The sequence below is a fragment of the Pseudomonas sp. B20 genome (assembly GCF_020515755.1).
GTDB classification, from domain to species: Bacteria; Pseudomonadota; Gammaproteobacteria; order Pseudomonadales; family Pseudomonadaceae; genus Aquipseudomonas; species Aquipseudomonas syringae.
Map to the genome: position 1 here is coordinate 270,987 of NZ_JAHPJG010000001.1, position 20,818 is coordinate 291,804.

21 protein-coding genes are annotated in these 20,818 nt (G+C 58.1%); 7 read left to right on the forward strand and 14 right to left on the reverse strand.

Annotation, left to right across the window (positions count from 1 at the left end; all coding sequences use genetic code 11):
* The first annotated feature begins 38 nt into the window (after window positions 1–38).
* Window positions 39–365 (forward strand): Grx4 family monothiol glutaredoxin, encoded by a 327-nt coding sequence (gene grxD / locus LIX91_RS01165; protein ID WP_002554852.1) that lies wholly within the window; start codon window positions 39–41, stop codon window positions 363–365.
* Window positions 366–490: 125 nt separating this feature from the next.
* Here the strand turns inward: grxD and bfr are convergent, their stop codons facing one another.
* From bfr to pyrC, 4 genes are all read right to left on the reverse strand, one after another.
* A complete protein-coding gene (gene bfr, locus LIX91_RS01170; protein WP_002554851.1) occupies window positions 491–961 on the reverse strand; it encodes a bacterioferritin in 471 nt (156 codons plus the stop codon).
* Between the two features lie 200 nt (window positions 962–1,161).
* Window positions 1,162–1,380, reverse strand: coding sequence for a bacterioferritin-associated ferredoxin (locus LIX91_RS01175; RefSeq protein ID WP_003350768.1), 219 nt, complete (start codon window positions 1,378–1,380; stop codon window positions 1,162–1,164).
* 209 nt (window positions 1,381–1,589) lie between these two features.
* Window positions 1,590–2,267: a ribonuclease T gene (gene rnt, locus LIX91_RS01180; RefSeq protein WP_003412908.1), complete on the reverse strand. Its 678-nt coding sequence runs from the start codon at window positions 2,265–2,267 to the stop codon at window positions 1,590–1,592.
* Entirely contained in the window at window positions 2,264–3,307 is a 1,044-nt protein-coding gene (gene pyrC / locus LIX91_RS01185; RefSeq protein ID WP_153222598.1) for a dihydroorotase, read from the reverse strand. Before pyrC ends, rnt begins: the two co-directional genes overlap by 4 nt.
* Window positions 3,308–3,456: 149 nt before the next feature.
* On the opposite strand from pyrC, the gene LIX91_RS01190 reads away from it, so the two are divergent.
* On the forward strand, window positions 3,457–4,359 hold the full coding sequence (locus LIX91_RS01190) for a flagellar protein MotY (protein ID WP_003412907.1): 903 nt from the start codon (window positions 3,457–3,459) through the stop codon (window positions 4,357–4,359).
* 120 nt (window positions 4,360–4,479) lie between these two features.
* Window positions 4,480–5,697 (forward strand): argininosuccinate synthase, encoded by a 1,218-nt coding sequence (locus LIX91_RS01195; RefSeq protein ID WP_003412906.1) that lies wholly within the window; start codon window positions 4,480–4,482, stop codon window positions 5,695–5,697.
* A gap of 347 nt (window positions 5,698–6,044) precedes the next feature.
* Here the strand turns inward: LIX91_RS01195 and LIX91_RS01200 are convergent, their stop codons facing one another.
* Window positions 6,045–6,572, reverse strand: a complete 528-nt coding sequence (locus LIX91_RS01200; RefSeq protein WP_226487851.1) for a hypothetical protein — start codon at window positions 6,570–6,572, stop codon at window positions 6,045–6,047.
* Between the two features lie 1,278 nt (window positions 6,573–7,850).
* Here LIX91_RS01200 and LIX91_RS01205 point away from each other — a divergent pair.
* Window positions 7,851–8,477: a response regulator transcription factor gene (locus LIX91_RS01205; RefSeq protein WP_002554843.1), complete on the forward strand. Its 627-nt coding sequence runs from the start codon at window positions 7,851–7,853 to the stop codon at window positions 8,475–8,477.
* Between the two features lie 155 nt (window positions 8,478–8,632).
* Here LIX91_RS01205 and LIX91_RS01210 read toward each other — a convergent pair whose 3' ends face one another.
* The 4 genes from LIX91_RS01210 to metG form a co-directional block, all read right to left on the reverse strand.
* Complete coding sequence (locus tag LIX91_RS01210) at window positions 8,633–8,815, reverse strand: PA3496 family putative envelope integrity protein (RefSeq protein WP_003363588.1); 183 nt, start codon at window positions 8,813–8,815, stop codon at window positions 8,633–8,635.
* Window positions 8,816–8,921: 106 nt separating this feature from the next.
* Window positions 8,922–9,560, reverse strand: coding sequence for an endonuclease III (gene nth, locus LIX91_RS01215; RefSeq protein WP_226487852.1), 639 nt, complete (start codon window positions 9,558–9,560; stop codon window positions 8,922–8,924).
* Complete coding sequence (gene rsxB, locus LIX91_RS01220; protein WP_046271608.1) at window positions 9,557–10,432, reverse strand: electron transport complex subunit RsxB; 876 nt, start codon at window positions 10,430–10,432, stop codon at window positions 9,557–9,559. The genes nth and rsxB overlap by 4 nt, the downstream gene beginning before the upstream one ends.
* Before the next feature lie 126 nt (window positions 10,433–10,558).
* Window positions 10,559–12,607, reverse strand: a complete 2,049-nt coding sequence (metG, locus tag LIX91_RS01225) for a methionine--tRNA ligase (protein WP_226487853.1) — start codon at window positions 12,605–12,607, stop codon at window positions 10,559–10,561.
* 185 nt (window positions 12,608–12,792) lie between these two features.
* Between metG and apbC the strand changes: the two genes are divergently transcribed.
* Entirely contained in the window at window positions 12,793–13,887 is a 1,095-nt protein-coding gene (gene apbC, locus LIX91_RS01230; RefSeq protein WP_003418497.1) for an iron-sulfur cluster carrier protein ApbC, read from the forward strand.
* A 137-nt stretch (window positions 13,888–14,024) separates the two neighbouring features.
* Here the strand turns inward: apbC and LIX91_RS01235 are convergent, their stop codons facing one another.
* Entirely contained in the window at window positions 14,025–14,234 is a 210-nt protein-coding gene (locus tag LIX91_RS01235; RefSeq protein WP_002554837.1) for a cold-shock protein, read from the reverse strand.
* A gap of 319 nt (window positions 14,235–14,553) precedes the next feature.
* On the opposite strand from LIX91_RS01235, the gene dcd reads away from it, so the two are divergent.
* Both dcd and LIX91_RS01245 read left to right on the forward strand, forming a co-directional pair.
* The gene (dcd, locus tag LIX91_RS01240; protein ID WP_002554836.1) at window positions 14,554–15,120 is read left to right on the forward strand and encodes a dCTP deaminase; all 567 of its coding nucleotides are present in this window, start codon (window positions 14,554–14,556) and stop codon (window positions 15,118–15,120) included.
* 113 nt (window positions 15,121–15,233) lie between these two features.
* Window positions 15,234–15,452, forward strand: coding sequence for a hypothetical protein (locus tag LIX91_RS01245; protein WP_003363577.1), 219 nt, complete (start codon window positions 15,234–15,236; stop codon window positions 15,450–15,452).
* A gap of 65 nt (window positions 15,453–15,517) precedes the next feature.
* On the opposite strand, the gene pdeM is transcribed toward LIX91_RS01245, so the two are convergent.
* The 4 genes from pdeM to LIX91_RS01265 form a co-directional block, all read right to left on the reverse strand.
* Window positions 15,518–16,174 carry a ligase-associated DNA damage response endonuclease PdeM gene (gene pdeM / locus LIX91_RS01250; RefSeq protein ID WP_226487854.1) on the reverse strand — a complete coding sequence of 219 codons (657 nt, stop codon included), beginning with the start codon at window positions 16,172–16,174 and terminating at the stop codon, window positions 15,518–15,520.
* The gene (locus LIX91_RS01255) at window positions 16,171–18,663 is read right to left on the reverse strand and encodes a ligase-associated DNA damage response DEXH box helicase (protein WP_226487855.1); all 2,493 of its coding nucleotides are present in this window, start codon (window positions 18,661–18,663) and stop codon (window positions 16,171–16,173) included. Before LIX91_RS01255 ends, pdeM begins: the two co-directional genes overlap by 4 nt.
* A gap of 262 nt (window positions 18,664–18,925) precedes the next feature.
* On the reverse strand, window positions 18,926–19,690 hold the full coding sequence (locus tag LIX91_RS01260) for an ABC transporter ATP-binding protein (protein ID WP_003412889.1): 765 nt from the start codon (window positions 19,688–19,690) through the stop codon (window positions 18,926–18,928).
* 9 nt (window positions 19,691–19,699) lie between these two features.
* The gene (locus tag LIX91_RS01265; RefSeq protein ID WP_058444410.1) at window positions 19,700–20,818 is read right to left on the reverse strand and encodes a succinylglutamate desuccinylase/aspartoacylase family protein; all 1,119 of its coding nucleotides are present in this window, start codon (window positions 20,816–20,818) and stop codon (window positions 19,700–19,702) included.

The window sequence follows — 20,818 nt, forward strand, 5'->3', positions numbered from 1 at the left end:
GCCGACAACTGAGTCGGATATTTCAGCCGAGGTGCTCCATGGATATCATCGAAACGATCAAAGAGCAGATTGCCAACAACACCATTCTGCTTTACATGAAAGGCGCTCCGAATGCTCCGCAATGCGGCTTTTCGGCCAAGGCTTCCCAGGCATTGATGGCGTGTGGCGAAAAGTTTGCCTACGTCGACATTCTGCAAAACCCTGAAATCCGCGCCAACCTGCCAAAGTACGCCAACTGGCCGACTTTCCCGCAACTGTGGGTTGCCGGTGAGCTGGTCGGTGGTAGCGACATCATCACCGAGATGATGGCTGACGGTTCGTTGCAGACGTTGGTCAAGGAAGCATCCGCCGCTAAGGCCGAGTAAAGCCTCGCGCAGAGCGTCGCACGATAGTCGCGATTATCGCCTCCTACGCTCCAGCAAGGTTTTACGCACAAGAAAAAGCCCGCTCTCGATTGAGGCGGGCTTTTTCATTGCGGCGCGATGGGGAATCAGTCACCCATCTGCGACTGCAGGTAGTTCTCGATACCGACTTTGACGATCAGACCCAACTGAGTCTCCAGCCAGTCGATTTGCTCTTCCTTGGGCTCAAGGATGTCTTCCAGCAGCTCACGGCTGCCGAAGTCACCGACTGTCTCAAAGTGAGCGATCGCGGCTTTCAGATCGGCCAGACCTTTTTGCTCGATCTTCAGGTCGCACTCCAGCATTTCCTTGGTGTGCTCACCGATGAGGATCTTGCCCAGGTCCTGCAGGTTGGGCAGCCCTTCCAGAAACAGCGTGCGCTTGATCAGCTTGTCAGCGTACTTCATCGCATGGATGGACTCTTTATATTCGTGGCCACCCAGCTTTTTCAGACCCCAGTCTTCGTACATGCGCGCATGCAGGAAATACTGATTGATAGCGACCAGCTCGTTCCCGAGGATCTTGTTGAGATGCTGGATGACGGTAATGTCGCCTTTCATGTTCGAGGTCCTGCCAGTGGCTTGTGTATATAAGTGCCGAGTGTGAGCTGCGCTTAAACGCCTGTCAAACCTAAGTTGTTGAATAATAAGTGAAATTAAATAGGAATAAGAATGTTTGAGTTCCGCATCTTGACGCTAAGCGCTTGAATTACAGGCATAAAAAAACCGGACGTGGTGTCCGGTTCTTTAAAAAAGGGGGTTCAGGCAGCTGAAAATTTTGCCGGATAGGCCAGCAAGGCATGGCTGGTTTGTAGCTCGGTCAGCGTATCACGCACCACTTCCTTAGCAAGGCAGGCGCATTTTCCACATTTACTCGCAACACCCAGTGTTTCACGGACTTCACGATAACTGCAGCAGCCTTCCAGAATTGCATCCCGGATTTGACCGTCGGTGACACCTTGGCAGAGGCAAACATACATAAGCTATGGACCGTCGCTGGTTTATTGCTTGGTGCCGAGGAGCTTAATGTTAATGAGAATGCTTGTCAAAACTGTTTTGGGTTGTATTCAGGTCGAGCGATGAGCGGTTGTTTTCGCAGGAATCGCATCATGGGTCGGCCCTCTGAATGGTCGAGTTCCAGGCATGAAAAAACCGGCACAAGGCCGGTCCATTCACAGACGTAACGACCTCAGTCGTCGAAATCTTGCCAACCGCCCATTTCTTTCCAGCGATTGACGATGCCGCAGAACAGCTCGGCCGTCTTCTCGGTGTCGTAACGGGCCGAGTGTGCCTCGCGTCCGTCGAAGTCGATGCCGGCAGCCTGACAGGCCTTGGCCAGCACGGTCTGACCATAGGCCAGCCCGGCGAGGGTGGCGGTGTCGAAGCTGGAGAACGGGTGGAACGGGTTGCGCTTCATGTCCATCCGCGCGACGGCGGCATTTACGAAGCCGAGGTCGAAGCTGGCGTTGTGGCCGACCAGCACCGCGCGTTTGCAGCCATTGGCCTTGAGGGCCTTGCGCACTCCGCGGAAGATGTCGTTCATCGCGGTTTCTTCGCTGACGGCCATGCGCAGCGGGTGATCGAGCTTGATGCCGGTGAACTCCAGCGCCGCCGCTTCGATGTTGGCACCCTCGAACGGTTCTACGCGGAAGAAATAGGTGTGTTCCGGGAACACGAAGCCTTTTTCATCCATGCCGATAGTCACCGCAGCGATTTCCAGCAAGGCATCGGTGGCTGAATTGAAACCGCCGGTTTCTACGTCGACGACTACTGGCAGGTAGCCGCGAAAGCGCGCCGCCATCGGGTGACGGGAACCGCCGCCACCGCCGTGGCCTTCGTGTTCGTCGTCAAAATGATCTTCACTCACGCGTGTTCCTCCAGACGCCAGCGCAGCTTTTCACCAGCGCGCAGCGGGATAACAGTCAACTCGCCAAATGGCAGGCTGGCAGGGGCGGTCCACTCGTCACGCACCAGCGTGATGGTGTCCTGATTGGCGGGCAAGCCGTAGAACGCCGGACCGTGAAGGCTGGCGAAGCCTTCCAGCTTGTCCAGAGCGTTACGCTGCTCGAAAGCTTCGGCATACAGCTCGATGGCTGCGTAGGCGGTGTAGCACCCGGCGCAACCGCAAGCGTTTTCCTTGGCATGCTGGGCATGCGGCGCCGAGTCGGTGCCCAGGAAGAACTTGCCGCTGCCGCTGGTGGCTGCGTCGAGCAGGGCCGTCTGATGCGTATTGCGCTTGAGGATCGGCAGGCAGTAGAAGTGCGGACGAATCCCGCCGACCAGCATGTGGTTACGGTTGTACAGCAGGTGATGCGCGGTGATGGTCGCCGCGACATTGGCTGACGCTTCATTGACGAACTGCACCGCTTCACCGGTGGTGATGTGTTCGAACACCACCTTCAGGGCCGGGAAGCGCTCGACTACACGACGCAGGTGCTCATCGATGAAGACCTTTTCGCGATCGAATACGTCGATTTCGCCACGTGTCACTTCCCCGTGCACCAGCAACAGCATGCCGACTTCGGCCATGGCTTCGAGGGCAGGGAAGATCTTGTCGATGCTGGTGACACCGGAATCGGAGTTGGTGGTCGCGCCGGCCGGATACAGCTTGGCCGCGTACACGAAGCCACTGGCCTTGGCGGTGCGGATGTCGTCGGGCGTGGTCTGGTCGGTGAGGTACAGCACCATCAACGGCTCGAAGCGGCTGCTGGCCGGGCGTGCAGCCAGAATGCGCTGGCGATAGGCATCGGCTTGCTGCGCGTTGCGTACCGGAGGCACGAGGTTGGGCATGATGATTGCGCGGCCAAAAGTTCGCGCTACGTCAGCAACGGTATGAGGCAAGACAGCTCCGTCACGGAGGTGAATATGCCAGTCGTCGGGACGCAGGAGGGTCAGGCGGTCAGACATTGGGGATTCCAGGCGGGTCAAACTCGCTGGGAATGCTACCGGAAAAGACTCTCTCAGGCATCCGCTATCAAGTTTTGCATGAAGTTACCGATAGCTCCCTTGTCAGTCGGTAATTTTCTGTTTCGCGTTCATTTCCAGTGGAGCCTCCCGTGCGCCAGCGATATTTAGCCCTGCTCAGCATGTTTGCCAGCCTCCCGGCGATGGCTATCAGTTTCCAGACGCGTCTGGAGAGCATTGAGTGGAAGGTCGAAGGCGATCAGTTCGAGTGCCGCCTGACTCAGCCGATCACCGACTTCGGTGCCGGTGAGTTCGTGCGCCGCGCGGGCGAGCAGGCGACGTTTCGCCTCAAGGCTTCATACAACATGCTCGGTAATGGCTCTGCGACGCTGCTGGCCGCTGCGGCGCCCTGGCAGCCGGGACGTGGCGATATCAACCTGGGATCGGTGCGCGTCAGCAATGGCGATATTCCTTTCAATACCTCTCAGGCTCAGGCCGGACGTCTGATCAGTGGTCTGATGGACGGGCGCAGTCCGCTGATCCGCCACTACACCCGCGACGGCGGCCAGATGGAAGTGCGTTTGCTGCCGGTCAAGTTCAGCAAGGCATTCAGCGATTACCAGGCATGCACTGCCAAGCTGCTGCCGATGAACTTCGATCAGATCAAACAGGCTGAAGTGGGTTTCCCTGGCGGCGGTATCGAGCTGGATGCGCGTGCCAAGGCGCGTCTGGACAATATGGTCGCCTATTTGAAGGCCGACCCGACCGTGAACCGTATCGAGCTGGACGGTCATTCGGATAACAGCGGCAATCGCCTGACCAACCGTGACCTGTCCCGCCGTCGCGCGCTGGCGGTCATGGATTATTTCAAGGCTCAAGGCATACCCGAGCAGCAAATCACCCTGCGCTTTCATGGCGAGCGCTACCCGCTGGCGCCTAACACCAATGAAGCGAACCGTGCGCGCAACCGTCGGGTGAACGTGCACCTCGAGCGCGTTGCGCCCGATGAGCGCCCGGTACCGGTTGCGTCTGCCAGCGCAGCACACACCTCTTAAAGCCTGTAAAAAGCATCTGTCAGACGTCGCCTTGTCGTCACAAGCTGTCGCGCCCCTGTAAATTTGCTGGTTTGAACGGTAGAATCAGCGGTTTTCCGTACAACCCGGTGGAGTGATGGCATGGCGGACGTAAACAAGGTAGTGCTCGCGTATTCCGGTGGCCTGGATACTTCGGTAATCCTCAAGTGGCTGCAAGATACGTACAACTGCGAAGTGGTGACCTTTACCGCTGACCTGGGTCAGGGTGAAGAAGTCGAGCCGGCACGCGCCAAGGCGCAGGCCATGGGCGTGAAAGAAATCTACATCGATGACCTGCGCGAAGAGTTCGTGCGCGATTTCGTCTTCCCGATGTTCCGTGCCAACACCGTCTATGAAGGCGAGTACCTGCTGGGCACCTCCATCGCCCGTCCGTTGATCGCCAAGCGTCTGATCGAGATCGCCAACGAAACCGGCGCTGACGCCATTTCCCACGGAGCAACCGGCAAGGGTAACGACCAGGTGCGTTTCGAGCTGGGTGCCTACGCGCTCAAGCCAGGCGTCAAGGTCATCGCTCCGTGGCGCGAATGGGATCTGCTGTCGCGTGAAAAACTGATGGACTACGCCGAGAAGCACAACATTCCGATCGAGCGCCACGGCAAGAAGAAATCCCCGTACTCCATGGACGCCAACCTGCTGCACATCTCTTATGAAGGCGGCGTGCTGGAAGACACCTGGACCGAGCACGAAGAAGACATGTGGCGCTGGACCAAGTCCCCTGAGGACGCGCCAAACGTTGCGACTTACCTTGAGCTGACCTATCGCAATGGCGACATCGTTGCGCTGGATGGCGTCGAAATGACCCCGGCCACTGTGCTGGCGACGCTGAACCGCATCGGCGGCGAAAACGGTATCGGCCGTCTGGATATCGTTGAAAACCGTTATGTGGGCATGAAGTCCCGTGGCTGCTACGAGACGCCGGGTGGCACCATCATGCTGCGCGCTCACCGCGCCATCGAATCGATCACTCTGGACCGCGAAGTCGCCCACCTCAAGGACGAACTCATGGCCAAATATGCCAGCCTGATCTACACCGGTTACTGGTGGAGCCCTGAGCGTCTGATGCTGCAGCAGATGATCGACGCGTCCCAGGCTCACGTGAACGGCGTTGTGCGCCTGAAGTTGTACAAGGGCAATGTGATCGTCACCGGTCGCAAGTCGGATGATTCGCTGTTCGACGCCAACATTGCCACGTTCGAAGATGACGCAGGTGCCTACGATCAGGCCGATGCAGCGGGCTTCATCAAGCTCAACGCATTGCGCATGCGGATTGCAGCCAACAAGGGCCGCAAGCTGTTCTGATACCGCAAGTTGTTCGACAAGTGCAGCCCATTCAGGGCTGCACTTCAAATACGATCGACAGAGTCATTCCTTCCAGGCGTCATGTAAAAAGACGTTGAACCAGTGAAGTCAGTGGTTGATAGATGGGGTACATGTGCTATGCAAGATAGCAGCGTGTAGCCGACGGCAGAAATATCATGTGTCACAGGTATTCAGCCGTTGAGTATCTTCTTACCGTTAGCGTCGAAAAAGTGCTTATTTGTTTTAGTGTTTTCCTACAACAGCTGTAGAAGTTCAGGGCAGGGAATAACAGAGTTTCCCGTCGGCTCCCTGAAACGTATCGCGCTGTTTGTTTTTTGCGTCGTTATTCAGAGCGTGTCGCTCTCCTGTCGTTGCCTGAACTCAAACCGGTACGCCTTGCCAATGCCGAGTACCTGGCGAAGGCTCAGATCGAGTATCCGGGCAATCTCGGACGCGGTGTAACCCAATGCCGAGTAATGCATGGCGTGACCTGCAACCACGTCATCGATGTCCGTAACGTCATCAAGGGCCTCCCTGCTGGGGGTACGCAGGGGCTGGCTGAGGTTAATGGTCACGCCATTTTCTGTGGCCAGCCGGCGAACATCCCTTTTATTCATCCGCAATGAATACTGTAGCGCGGTGAAACCGGCGCCCTTGGCCGCCAGGTACTTCAGTTGCTGTACTTTGCCCGCGAGTTCAAGTCTGTGTTCCTCGGCAGGTTGTGTACGCACTGATGAAGGGGTGGCTAATCCTGCGGTCTCTCCTTCGGGTATGACTGCAATAACACCACCGCTGGCAACAAAGGCTTCCACTGCGGTGGTGAGATCAGACGCGGTGGGCGTTGATGACCGCGTACGAGCGTATTTAGTGTTCATGGTACATCCCTTTTTGAACATGGTTATACACAGCGCCCAACTCAAAAGAGTTGCCAGGCGCCCTGAAAGTTTCCAGAAAACAGCGATGCCGGATCGGCTATATACCCAGTGCCCGAATTCATAAGCCGCGCACTACATGAAGCCTGCTTGAACGCAGCGCTGATGAAGTGCGCAGGTGCAGTACACAGCGAAAGGAATTCATATAGCTGCGCGTGTTCAAGGGCGGTAAGTAATAAGATTGCTGTTAAAAAAGTAACGACTGGTAATAAATTTTGCAAGGGGAAAATGGCGGGTTACAGGAATTGATTGAGCGGTTTTTATAGTGTCTTACGAGTTGTAAAGTTGCGTCCACTAATCGTGTAGTCCGTTTCCTATTCGAAAGAACGTGTCTGGCTTTGAAATGAAAAATGGTATTTGCTACTTGTCGAAAGAGCTACTTATGGTCTTGAATGATGTAGGTTTATGCTAGGGTGTCTGTAAGATTTTGCGACACTAAGGCGGTGGAGCTTGCTGGATAACGCCATGTCAATGAGCGGTTCGTAGAGGTGTGGAACTTTGAGTCTTTGCGCTTGTTTGTAGGATTTTTCTTGATGTCTTGTGAGGTTTTTCCTTAAATAAATATTTGTACGAATTTCTGTAAATAATGTGTAATTTTTAAACCTTGTTTACGTATGTAGCGTGTGGGATGTATCCAATGGTTTTCGATCATCGGTGTACAGGGTAGGGCATCCGCATGCAGAGACTTTTTCAGTCGCTCTGCCATAGGGGCGTTATGTGCAGGTATCGCTTTCCATGCGGCAGACCGATAGCCATGGGCTGTGACAGCGGGCGTGCGCTACCCGGATGCGCAAGGGGCAACCTGTTTTTAAATGATTCAGCTAAAGGGAATTGGTTTTAAGTTGCTGGCGATAAGCCATGTATTGGGTCGGTTTGTGACACTGATGCAGGAATGCGCTGGCAATACTGTTAACAGGTGCAGCAGGGTCTCGTTTTGAATGCAAGTGTTCGGCGGTCGCCTGTTGTACGCATTTATCCACTGATGCTGCGATGCTTGTGCTGCGGCGATCAACAACAATATTCACCAGGTTCCGAAAAGGAAGGCTCTGTGAGAATTAATAAAAAATGTACGTTTCTGCCAAGTATTGTAGGAAGTTTCTGCTGTAATTGTAGGAATGGTCTTTGGCTGTCAGTCCACAAGGGTGAGCGCCATGCAAAGCAGTAAACGACTAAGTTATTGTGCTGGCTCTGAAAATTCGAATAGCGAAAAATGGACTGCCCATGAATAAAGTGCTGATCGTGGATGATCACCCCGTCATTCGCCTTGCTGTACGCATGCTGATGGAGCGTCATGGCTATGAGGTCATCGCGGAGACTGACAACGGTGTGGATGCGCTGCAACTGGCGCGTGAGCACCTCCCGGATATCGTCATTCTTGATATCGGTATCCCCAAGCTCGACGGGCTGGAGGTAATCGCCCGTCTGTCAGCCATGACGTTGCCATTCAAGGTTCTGATCCTCACCTCCCAGGCGCCGGGCCACTTCTCCATGCGCTGCATGCAGGCCGGAGCCGCCGGCTACGTCTGCAAGCAGCAGGATCTGACCGAGCTTCTCAGTGCCATCAAGGCGGTGCTGTCAGGGTACAGCTACTTTCCCAACCAGGCGTTGCACACTGTTCGCTCCAGTATGGGCAACGCGAGTGAGTCGGACATGGTTGACCGACTTTCCGGCAGGGAGATGATGGTTCTGCAGCAGTTGGCCCGAGGCAAGACCAACAAGGAAATTGCAGACGGCATGTTTCTGAGCAACAAGACCGTCAGCACGTATAAAACGCGTTTATTGCTCAAGCTCAACGCGCATTCGCTGGTCGATCTGATCGAGCTCGCGCAGCGTAACGGGCTTGTCTGAGTAAGGGATTGTCTGGAAAGAGTCGTGGCTGATGCCCGGTCGTGCAGGTCAGCTATCGAGCCTTCATTTTCCGTATTGATCACGTATTGAAGCCTCTTTTGCGAGAGGCTTCAGAGGCCTTGATCGAGCAAGTCAGTGCGAGGTTTCAGGGCTGCCTAGAAATCGAAGTCGTAATCAGCCAACTGCTTCTGCAAACGCCGCTCTTCAAGCAGGTTGTCGATGGTGCGTCGTTTGCTCAGGTTGGTCTTCGCCGGCTCGACAGTCACTGGTTCTGTGTCGTCCGTGTCGACGGAGACGAGGTCGTCGTCCACGTCCAGTTGTTCGTTGTCAGTGCTCATGAAGTCGACTCCAGGGCTGGGGCTCTCTGGCGCTTCTTATATCGACAATCCACAAGTCGGTAAAAAAGATTTTTTCAATCGACAAGACAGCAATGAGCTGTCTGGCTCAATCGTCGGACGTTTTTGTCTTGTAATCGCACAGATCTTCTATACGGCAACTGCCGCACCGCGGTTTACGGGCCTGGCAAACGTAGCGCCCGTGCAGAATCAGCCAGTGATGAGCGTCGAGCAGGTAGTTTTTAGGCACAAATTTCATCAGTTGCCTTTCCACCTCCACCACATTTTTTCCTGGCGCGATGCCTGTGCGGTTGCTGACGCGGAAGATATGCGTGTCTACCGCCATCGCGATCTGGCGGAAAGCGGTGTTGAGCACCACGTTAGCGGTTTTGCGTCCGACGCCCGGCAGCGCCTCGAGTGCTTCTCGGGTTTGCGGTACTTCACCGTTGTGTAAATCCACCAGCATGCGGCAGGTTTCGATCACGTTTTTGGCTTTGCTGTTGTAAAGGCCGATTGTCTTGATGTACCCGGAAAGCCCCTCTACCCCCAGTTCGTGGATGGCCTGTGGCGTATTGGCTACCGGGTAAAGCCTGGCAGTTGCCTTGTTGACGCTTACGTCGGTGGCCTGGGCGGAAAGGATGACGGCTATCAACAGTTCAAAAGGCGTGGTGTAGGCCAATTCGGTTTTTGGGTCCGGATTGTCCTCATGCAGCCTGCGAAAGATTTCCTGGCGTTTTGCGGCATTCATGGGCGGCGCTTTTCCTCGGAGTTAGCCTGTTCGGGAGGCGGCAGAAGTGCTGCGAGTGTCTGCTCGGCAGCTTCGTATTCGCGCTGCAATTCCACAAGCCTGGCGGCCTGCTCCGCAATGGGAGGATGACCAAACGCCTTGAGCGACTTGTTGAGTTGCGCGCGGCTCATGGCCAGCGCAATTCGGGCTTTTTTCAAGGCTTCATCCGGTCCGGCAGGCTTGTCGTTCCGGGCGAGTGCCACAGCGGATCGAGGCAGCACGTCACGAGCGGATTCAACGCGCTGCGACCGCGCCAGGCGCTCTGCCAGGCGCTTTTGCTGTTCACGGTGCAAGCGTGCATTTCGTGCTTCGAAACGCATCCGGGCATGGCTACGCTTGCGCTGCCGCGCCTCCTGCAGCTCGGGGGTAGGGGCCAGACCGCCGACGATGGGCGTGACCGTTGCCAGTGGCAGCGGGTGCATTTCAATGCAATCCACCGGGCACGGCGCAACGCACAGATCACAGCCTGTGCATTCATCGATGATCACGGTGTGCATCAGCTTGGCTGCGCCGAGAATGGCATCCACGGGGCAGGCCTGAATGCATTTGGTACAACCGATGCACTCTGCTTCGCGAATGAAGGCAACCTGTGCAGGTGCAGTGCCGCGTTGCATATCCAGTGTCAGCACCGGAACAGACAGCAGTTCGGCCAGCTGGACTATCGTTTCGTCGCCGCCCGGTGGGCATTTGTTGATGGCTTCACCGCCAGCGATACCTTCGGCGTAAGGCTTGCAGCCGGGATGGCCGCACTTGCCGCACTGAGTCTGCGGCAGAAGGGCGTCGATACTGCGGATGAGGTCCACGTCGGGAAGCAGGCGAATCAATTCAGTCATGGTCTTGCCAGGTGACCAACAGGTGTCTGTCTATCCGGAGAGCAGCATTATCGGACAGATCAGGGGGCTTGCGAATGCGCAAGGCCCGGTATCCGCCTGATGGCAGGATACCGGGCCTCGCGTCGTTTACTTGATGCGCTGGCCTGGCTTGGCGCCGCTGTCGGGGCTGAGCAGATAGATCTCCTCGCCGCCGGGGCCTGCTGCCATCACCATGCCTTGCGAAGTGCCGAAGCGCATTTTTCGCGGCTTGAGGTTGGCGATCATCATGGTCAGACGGCCTTCGAGTTCGGACGGGTTCGGGTAGGCGCTCTTGATGCCGGAAAAGACAATACGCTGCTCGTCGCCGATGTCCAGGGTCAGACGCAGCAGCTTGTCGGCACCCTCTACCTGTTCGGCCTTGAGAATCAGCGCGACGCGCAGGTCGATGGCGGCAAAGGCGTCAAAGTCGATTTCCGCTGACAGCGGGTCTTTGGCGAGTTCGCCATTACCGGCAGGCGCGGTGTCCGCCGACGAGTCGGTAGCGGTCAGGTCTTCTTTGGAGGCAGTGGCCATGGCCTCGACCTTGACCGGGTCGATACGGGTCATCAGTGCCGAGAACGGATTGAGCTGATGATTGGCCAGCAAGGTCTTGTGGTCTTCCCAGGTCAGTGGTTCGACGTTGAGGAACTTTTCTGCATCGGCGGCCAGATTCGGCAGGACCGGCTTGAGGAAAATCACCAGCTGGCGGAACAGGTTGATGCCCAGCGCGCATACGGCCTGGACTTCATCCTGCTTGCCTTCCTGTTTGGCCAGCGCCCATGGCGCCTTTTCCGCGATGTAGGCATTGGCACGGTCCGCCAGGGCCATGGTCTCGCGCATGGCGCGGGCGAAGTCGCGGGCTTCGTAGGCGTCGGCAATGCTGGGTGCAGCCGCCAGAAACGCGTCGGTCAGCTCGGGCGCGGCATTGGCTTCGACCATCACACCGGCGTTGCCCTTGTGAATGAACCCGGCGCAACGGCTGGCAATGTTAACAACCTTGCCGATCAGGTCGGAGTTGACCTTTTGCACGAAGTCTTCGAGGTTCAGGTCCAGGTCGTCGACGCCACGGCCCAGCTTCGACGCGTAGTAATAGCGCAGGTACTCGGGCGGCAGGTGGTCGAGGTAGGTGCGCGCCTTGATAAAGGTGCCACGCGATTTCGACATCTTCTGGCCATTGACGGTCAGGTAGCCGTGGACGTTGATGCCGGTCGGTGTGCGCAAGTCAGCGCCTTCCAGCATGGCAGGCCAGAACAGCGCATGGAAGTTGACGATGTCCTTGCCGATGAAGTGATAGAGCTCGGTGGTCGCTCCCTTTCCCCAGTACGCATCGAAGTCCAGGTCCGGACGACGCGCACACAGGTTCTTGAAGCTGGCCATGTAACCGATCGGCGCATCGAGCCACACGTAGAAGTACTTGCCGGGCTCGTCGGGAATTTCAAAGCCGAAATAGGGCGCATCGCGGGAGATGTCCCACTGCTGCAGGCCGCTGTCCAGCCATTCGGCGATCTTGTTGGCAACCGCATCCTGCAGGGTGCCGCTGCGTGTCCAGCGCTTGAGCATGGCGTCGAATGCAGGAAGGTCGAAGAAGAAGTGCTTCGAGTCCTTGAGCACCGGCGTGGCACCGGAAATCGCCGACTTGGGGTCTTTCAGGTCTGTCGGGGCATAGGTGGCGCCGCACTTTTCACAGTTGTCGCCGTACTGGTCCTCGGCCGCGCATTTCGGGCAGGTGCCCTTGATGAAGCGGTCGGCCAGGAACATTTTCTTTTCCGGGTCGAAGTACTGGGTAACCGAGCGCGTCGCGATATGACCTGCATCGCGAAGGCGCTTGTAGATCATGCTCGACAGCTCGCGGTTCTCGTCCGAGTGCGTCGAGTGGAAATTATCGAAATCCACCAGGAAGTCGGCAAAGTCGGCGCTGTGTTCGGCCTTGACGTTGGCGATCAGTTGCTCTGGCGTAATGCCTTCCTTTTCGGCACGCAGCATGATTGCCGAGCCATGGGCGTCGTCCGCGCAGACATAGATGCATTGATTGCCGCGGTGCTTCTGAAAACGCACCCACATGTCGGTCTGGATGTACTCGAGCATGTGGCCAAGGTGGATGGAACCATTGGCATAGGGCAGGGCGCTGGTAACGAGAATCTTGCGTGGCTCGGACATGGGGCTCGGCTACTTGAAGTGAAACGGAGACCGGCCACTATAAAGGTCTGAACGATTTTTTTCACCCGTGCGGTTGTGGGAATGCTCCTGAAAGGTTGGGCGCGGTTCAGTGAAATCATGTGGGCTGCTGGCAGAACAGGTACGATAGTCGGCTGTTCCAGTCAGTCTTTTTACGGAGTAAGCCCATGAGCGCAGTCAATCGCGCAGCGGTGGAGACGATTCTTCGCCAGTACACCGACCCCTATCTGAATCAGGATCCGGTCACTGCCGGTTGCATCCGGTCCATCGATATTCAGGGGGCACAGGTCAGCGTGCAACTCGAATTGGGCTATGCCGCCGACCTGTTCAGGAACGGCTGGGCGCAAGTGTTGAAAACGGCCATCGAGAATCTGGACGGCGTCAGTTCGGCCACCGTTGCCATCAGCAGCGTGATCAGCGCGCACAAGGCCCAGAGCCAGATTCCGGGGCTTGCCAATGTGAAAAACATTGTCGCCGTCGCGTCCGGCAAGGGCGGTGTCGGCAAGTCCACGACCGCCGCCAACCTGGCCTTGGCGCTGTCCCGCGAGGGCGCTCGCGTCGGTATCCTCGATGCCGATATCTATGGGCCGAGCCAAGGGGTGATGTTCGGTATTCCCGAAGGCACGCGGCCGAAAATCAAGGACCAGAAGTGGTTCGTGCCGGTCGAGGCGCATGGTATCGAGGTGATGTCGATGGCCTTTTTGACCGACGACAACACGCCGATGGTCTGGCGCGGACCGATGGTGTCGGGGGCGTTGCTGCAGCTGGTCACGCAGACTGCCTGGAATGATCTGGATTATCTGGTTATCGACATGCCGCCCGGCACCGGCGATATCCAGTTGACGCTCGCGCAGAAAGTCCCGGTGGCGGGTGCCGTGATTGTCACCACGCCACAGGATCTGGCTTTGCTGGATGCGAAAAAGGGTGTCGAGATGTTCCGCAAGGTCAACATTCCGGTGCTGGGTGTGGTGGAAAACATGGCGGTGCACATCTGCTCCAACTGCGGCCATGCCGAGCATCTGTTCGGTGAGGGTGGCGGCGAGAAGCTGGCGACGCAGTACGATGTCGAGCTGCTGGCGTCACTGCCGCTGTCGATGCTGATTCGCGAGCAGGCAGATGGCGGCAAGCCTACGGCGATTGCCGAGCCGGAGAGTCAGATTGCTATGGTGTATCAGGAACTGGCACGTCACGTCGGTGCGCGGATCGTATTGCAGGAAGCTGCAAGTCCAGCCATGCCGACGATTTCGGTAAGCGACGACTGATTGCATAGCGATGATCGGGCGGGGGAGGTGCTTTGCTTCTCTCGTTCTGGTCAGGTGTTCAGTCAGTGAGAGGTCAAAAGGCGGGCAATAAAAAACCCCGCTTTTGAGGGCGGGGTTTTTAAGCGAATCAGTACAAGTTAGATAACTTGAACTTCTTCAGCTTGCATGCCTTTCTGACCGCGGGTAGCGATGAAAGAAACCTGTTGGCCTTCTTTCAGGCTTTTGAAGCCGTCGGATTGGATAGCTTTGAAGTGCACGAACAGGTCGTCACCGGATTGTGGAGTGATGAAGCCGAAGCCTTTTTCATCGTTGAACCACTTAACGGTACCAGTTTGGCGATTGGACATAGTATATCTCCTTGGACAAAGTTAACTGCGGCGTAGGAAGAGCCCTGGCCGAGACTGAGTGCAAAGAGCTGGAAAATTCATGGAGATGGTTGGATCGAAATTCAACATCGTGTAGAGATTCTCAGTGACACAAGCAACACAGTGACGCCACCTTAACCCTTTTTTCCGAACGTGCCAATGGTCTGTTGATGATTATTTCCATTCACAGCGAAACAGCCCGGCCGGTCACGCAAACTCGCGATCTGTTGCCTTTGAACCCTCGGCCTCAGCCCGGTAAGATGCCGGATATCTTTTTCACCTCGCTATTCAGGACACCGCCATGAGCATCAAATCGGACAAGTGGATTCGCCGCATGGCGCAGGAACACGGGATGATCGAGCCCTTCGTAGAGCGCCAGGTACGTGGCGAAGGCGCTGATCGGGTGATCTCTTTCGGGGTGTCCAGTTATGGCTACGACGTGCGTTGTGCCGACGAATTCAAGGTCTTCACCAACATCAATTCGGCCACGGTTGACCCGAAAAACTTTGATGAAAAAAGCTTCGTCGATATCAAGAGCGACGTGTGCATCATCCCGCCCAACTCGTTTGCACTGGCGCGCACCGTCGAATATTTCCGCATTCCGCGTAACGTTCTGACTATCTGCCTGGGCAAGAGCACTTACGCGCGCTGCGGCATCATCGTCAATGTCACGCCGCTCGAGCCTGAGTGGGAAGGCCATGTAACGCTGGAGTTTTCCAACACCACGACACTGCCGGCCAAGATCTACGCCAACGAAGGTGTGGCGCAGATGCTGTTCCTGGAGTCCGATGAGGAGTGTGAAGTGTCCTACAAGGATCGGGGTGGCAAGTACCAGGGCCAGCGTGGCGTCACCCTGCCACGCACCTGATTTGCGCTTCAGGTGACTAGTGGAATTGAATTAATACTCTATTTCGCACTCTATCTGCTCACATGCTTTCGCATAATTCATTACGTGCGAAGGCCTTTGATCTGGAGTGCCCTATGAAGACTACTTTCAAAATCTCTGAACAGGTTCAATCTCCGCTTAATGAGATCGGGCTGCTCGCCTGGTCATTGATGGCTCATTCCGATCTCAGCCCGGAGCTGAACATGGTCGGTGGCGGGATCCCGGGTGATCCAGGCCCCGATACTCCGTTTCAGCCTACCGAGCCAGGCGGGCCTACTGTTCCTGACGAGCCGCCACCTGCACCTGTGGCCTGAATATTACAAGACTGCCTGCTGCTCTCGCGAGCAGCGGGCAGTTTTGTATAGGGCGACCGGCGACGCTATGTCACTCGCCACACCGCATCACCGCCGGTCACGTAGATCGTACTGTCTGGTGCGGGGCGAATCTGAAAACCGCCCGTGAATTCGCCGAACGCTGGCAGCAGACTGACTTGCCGGCCGAGGTAAAAGCACGCCAGCCGCAAGCTTTGCCGGCCGCGCCCGTGTAGTCGATACACAGGATGAACGTGCCCGGCCAGTACGTGCAGTTCAGGGTGCGGATCGGGCTCGTGCTGCAGGGCAAACGGCCCGAGTGCCAAGGGCTCGGGGACCACATCGATGCCCAGATAGGCGGGCGGATCGCCAGCCCGTTTGTCGTGGTTGCCGCGGATCAGCGTGATGCGCAGCGTCGAGTGCTCTGCCCGCCACTGCTCCAGCGCCGCCAGCGTGCCGACCGCGTGAGATTCCGGTGCGTGCAGGAAATCGCCCAGAAAGATCAGATGATCGCAGGGATAGGCATTCAAAAGGCTGTCCAGGCGGCGCAGATTCGCCTGTGTAGTGCCGTGTGGCACCGGCTGGCCGAGCTTGCGATAGGCGGCCGCCTTGCCAAAGTGCGCATCGGCAATTAGCAAGGATCGTTCGGCGGGGTAGTAAATGGCCTTGTCGGCCAGCAGCCACAGCTCTTCTCCTGCCAGCGTGACAGCCAGATACGGGTTCATTGTTCAGGCTCCGGGCCAGCGGCTTTCTCCAGGTCGCGGACCATGCGCGCGATGCGGTCGGCAAGTTTCTCCGAACTGAGGCTTTCGCGAAAGCGCTCGACCAGCAACGGAAAGGCCAGCGGGGTCGCGCGCTTTATCGCGTGCAGGTCCAGCGTGCGGCTGTTGATCTGGCGCAACGTCAGTTCCAGACGCTGCAGGTCCAGTTCCTGACGCAGGACTTCCTGTTCGGCCTGGGTCAGCAGCATGTTGTCAGCGTCATACTGCTTGAACACCTCGAAGAACAGCCCGCTGGATGCCTGAAGCTGACGATTGCTCTTGGCCGCGCCAGGGTAGCCGGAAAAGACCAGACCAGAGATACGCGCGATTTCCCTAAAGCGCCGCAGGGCCAGTTCGCCAGCGTTCAGGCTGGCAATAATATCGGGTAAAAGATCCGTTTCGCTGAACAGGTCAGCCTGCAACGTCTGCGCCCAGTCAATCTCGCTGGCGCTGAGCAGCTCCAGCCCGTAGTCGTTGACGGCGATGGAAAAGGTCAGCGGCTGATGCCGGCTCAGGCGCCAGGCCAGCAGGCTGCCCAGCCCCAGGTGCACATGACGACCGGCGAACGGGTAGAGGAACAGATGCCAGCCTTCGCGGGATTTGAGTGTCTCAGCCAATAATGTGTCGCGTCGTGGCAGCCCTGACCAGTGCTGCTGCACTTCCAGCAGGGGTTTGATGGCGCGCATTTCCGGGCTGTTGAATTCGCCCCGCGCAGCAGCATCGAACTTCTCCACCACGGCATCCGCCAGTTCGCTGGACAGGGGCATTCGACCACCATTCCAGCGTGGTACGGCGGCTTTCTTGCCGGTCGCGCGCTTGACGTAGGCCGTCATGTTTTCCACTCGAACCAACTCCAATAAGCGTCCGCCGAACAGAAAACCATCACCGGGTTTGAGTCTGGCGATGAAGCCTTCTTCGACGCTGCCCAGCGAGCCACCGCCGCCGCCTTTTTTCCAGTATTTCAGGTTGACGGTGGCCTCGCTGACGATGGTCCCCACGCTCATGCGGTGGCGTCTGGCAAGACGCGCATCGGGGACCCGCCAGACGCCGTCTTCGTCAGGTTCGGCGCGGCGGTAATCGGGATAGGCGGTCAGCGAGTGGCCACCGTTGCGAACAAACGCCAGCGCCCATTGCCATTGCTCGTCGCTGAGGTCGTGGTAAGCCCAGGCGCTGCGTACTTCGTCCAGCAGTTCATCGGGCAGGAAGCCACCACCCAAGGCGATGCTGACCAAGTGCTGGACCAGCACGTCCAGCGGCTGGTGTGGGGATTCGCGGGGCTCGATCAGCCGAGCTTCGACGGCGTCATGGGCAGCAGCGGCTTCGACCAGCTCCAGGCTGTGGGTCGGCACCAGTGTCACGCGCGAAGGACGACCCGGCGCGTGGCCCGAGCGCCCGGCGCGCTGCATCAGGCGCGCGACACCTTTGGGCGAGCCGATTTGTAACACGCGCTCGACCGGCAGAAAGTCCACGCCCAGGTCCAGGCTGGAGGTACACACCACGGCCTTGAGTGCGCCTTCTTTCAACGCGCGCTCGACCCAGTCGCGGACCTCTCGGGCCAGCGACCCATGGTGCAGGGCAATCAACCCGGCCCAGTCGGGGCGGGCTTCCAGTAACGCCTGATACCAGATTTCCGACTGCGCCCGGGTGTTGGTGAACACCAGACAGCTCGCGCTGCTTTCCACCTCGGCGACGACCTGCGGCAACATGCGCAAGCCCATGTGCCCGGCCCACGGAAAGCGTTCGATGGACGGCGGCAACAGCGTATCGACCTGCAAGTCCTTGACGATTTTGCCTTGCACGGTCACGCCGCCGTCGCCGATCAGTACCTGCTGCGCGTGTTGCTGATTACCCAGCGTCGCGGAAATGCCCCACACGATCAGTTGCGGATTCCAGCGCCTCAGGCGGGCAAGGGCCAGTTGCAACTGCACGCCGCGCTTGTTGCCGATCAGCTCGTGCCATTCGTCCACCACCACCATCTTCAGTGTCGACAAGGCGACCTGAGCGTCGGCACGGGTCAGCAGCAGCGTCAGGCTTTCAGGGGTGGTGATCAAGGCCGAGGGCAGCCGCCGACTCTGCCGGGCGCGCTCGCTGCCGCTGGTATCGCCGGTGCGCAAGCCGACCGACCACGGAATGTCCAGTTCTGCCAGTGGCGCCTCAAGGGCCCGGGCGGTATCGGCGGCCAGGGCGCGCATGGGCGTGATCCACAGCACACTCAGCGGTTCGGCAGGCGGTTTGCGTTTGCGGGGTTTGTTGTCAGCGGTGAGCGTATTGGCTTTGGCGAAGCGGTTGAGCGCGGCGAACCATACGGCGTAGGTCTTGCCCGAGCCGGTGCTGGCATGCAGCAAACCGGACTCGCCATTCTTCACTGCCGCCCAGACCTCTTTCTGAAACGCAAAGGGCTTCCAGCCCCGGGCGAGAAACCATCGTCGAGCGAAATCGGTGGGTCTGCTCATCCGTTTGAGTGTGCTCTGAGTGGCGTTAAGTCAGAGACAGCAGAGAAAGGGTAATAGTTTTAAATGGTTATGTGACTGATCGTTCCTGGATTGCCTATCGTGCCGATACCAGGGATACCACCATGACTATAGTGCCGATGCTCCGCGTCGGCATGCCGTTCTGGACGCTCTGCGTCCTCTTGATGACGCGCAGCGTCTCCCACGCTGGAGCGTGGGAACGAGATTTGAGGGGGATCGAGACGTGTGTACGCAGCAATCCGTGCTACTTCAGATTGCCGCTCAAGAACTGCTGCAAACGCTCGCTTTTCGGGTTGTTGAGGACTTCGTCCGGGTGGCCGGATTCTTCGATCTGGCCCTGGTGCAGGAACACCACCTGGCTCGCCACCTTGCGCGCGAAACCCATTTCGTGGGTGACCAGAATCATCGTCCGGCCTTCTTCAGCCAGGCCTTGAATGACCTTCAGCACTTCACCGACCAGCTCCGGGTCCAGCGCGGATGTCGGTTCGTCGAAGAGCATGATTTCCGGCTCCATCGCCAGCGCACGGGCGATGGCCACGCGCTGCTGCTGACCGCCGGAAAGAAACGCGGGGTACTGATCGGCGACACGCTCCGGCAGACCGACCTTTTCCAGGTATTTGCGCGCGCGCGCCTCGGCTTCGGCCTTGGGCACGCCCAATACCCGGCGCGGCGCCATGGTGATGTTTTCCAGCACGGTCATGTGCGCCCACAGGTTGAAGTGCTGAAACACCATCGCCAGCCGCGTGCGGATACGCTGCAGCTCATCCGGGTCGGCAACGCGCATGCCGTCCTTGTCGCTGACCATGCGCACTTGCTTGCCATCCAGGCTCATCGCCCCGTCACTGGGCTGTTCGAGAAAGTTGATGCAGCGTAAAAAGGTGCTCTTGCCGGAGCCACTGGCGCCGATCAGACAGATGACGTCACCGCTGCTGGCCTTGAGCGATACGCCTTTGAGCACGTGGTTGTCGCCATAGCTTTTGTGCAGGCCATCGATGGTCAGTTTGTACATGACAGGTCCTCAAGGAGAAAGTAGATAGCCGCTGCGATAGGCGTGGGTGCCGGCGATATGCGCAATGACCATGCCGGCAGTCGCCATGCGGCGCAGGGAACGCGCATACAGCAGGCCTGCGTTGAGGGCATGGATGCAGGTCACGGTGTCGCTGATCGGGTCGATGACCTCGGCAATCAGTTGGCCGGCCTCGACGTGTTCGCCGGGCATCGCGCAGAACACCAGCAGGCCGCCGACCGGCGTAGCCACCGGTTCGACCGCTGCCAGTGGCGTAGCGGGGTAGAGCAGTTCGGGCAGTGGCTGCAGATCGCCGTCAATGATGCCGGCATCGATCAGGTAATGAATGATCGCCTGACAGTCGCGACTGGCCAGCGCATGGTTGACATCGCCTTGCCCGCGAAGCTCCAGGGTCACCGAAAAGCTGCCCATGGGAATCGGAAAGCGCTCGCCAAAGCGTTGCTGCAATTGCCACCAGACCAGCGTGAAGCACTCATCGAACGACTGCCCGCCTGAGTCGGTCGCCAGCAGGCTGGCTTGCGCGCCCAGGTAGCGGGATAACGGTTCGACTTTCGGCCAGGCCTCGGGCGTGGTGTACAGGTGCTCGACCGACTCGAAATCACAGTGCAGGTCCAGCACCATGTCGGCATCGCAGGCCAGGCGCTGCAGGGTCAGGCGCAACGAATGCAGCTGGGTGGTCGCCGGTACGGCATTCAGCGCCGCCAGCAGGCTGTCCCTGACCAGCGCGCAGTTGTGCTCTGCGTCGTTAGTCAGTCGGGCTTCGATGTCATCACCAACCTGAGTGCAGAGGTCGCTGAACCCGCGATTGAAGTTCTGGCCGCTTTCCAGCTCGTAGCGGCCCAGCGGGGTGTCCATCAGCACCTGTTCCAGACCGATCGGGTTGGCGACGGGCACCACAACGATTTCGCCCAACAGACGACCGGCGTTTTCCAGTTCGGCCAGACGCTGCTTCAGGTACCAGGCCACCAGCATGCCCGGTAGCTCGTCGGCATGCAGCGACGCCTGAATATAGACTTTGCCGGCGCCGTTTTGCGGCCCGTAATGGAAGCTGTGGATTTGCCGACCAGTGCCGGGCACTGGCGACAGCAAGTCATGGGTATGATGGCGCAT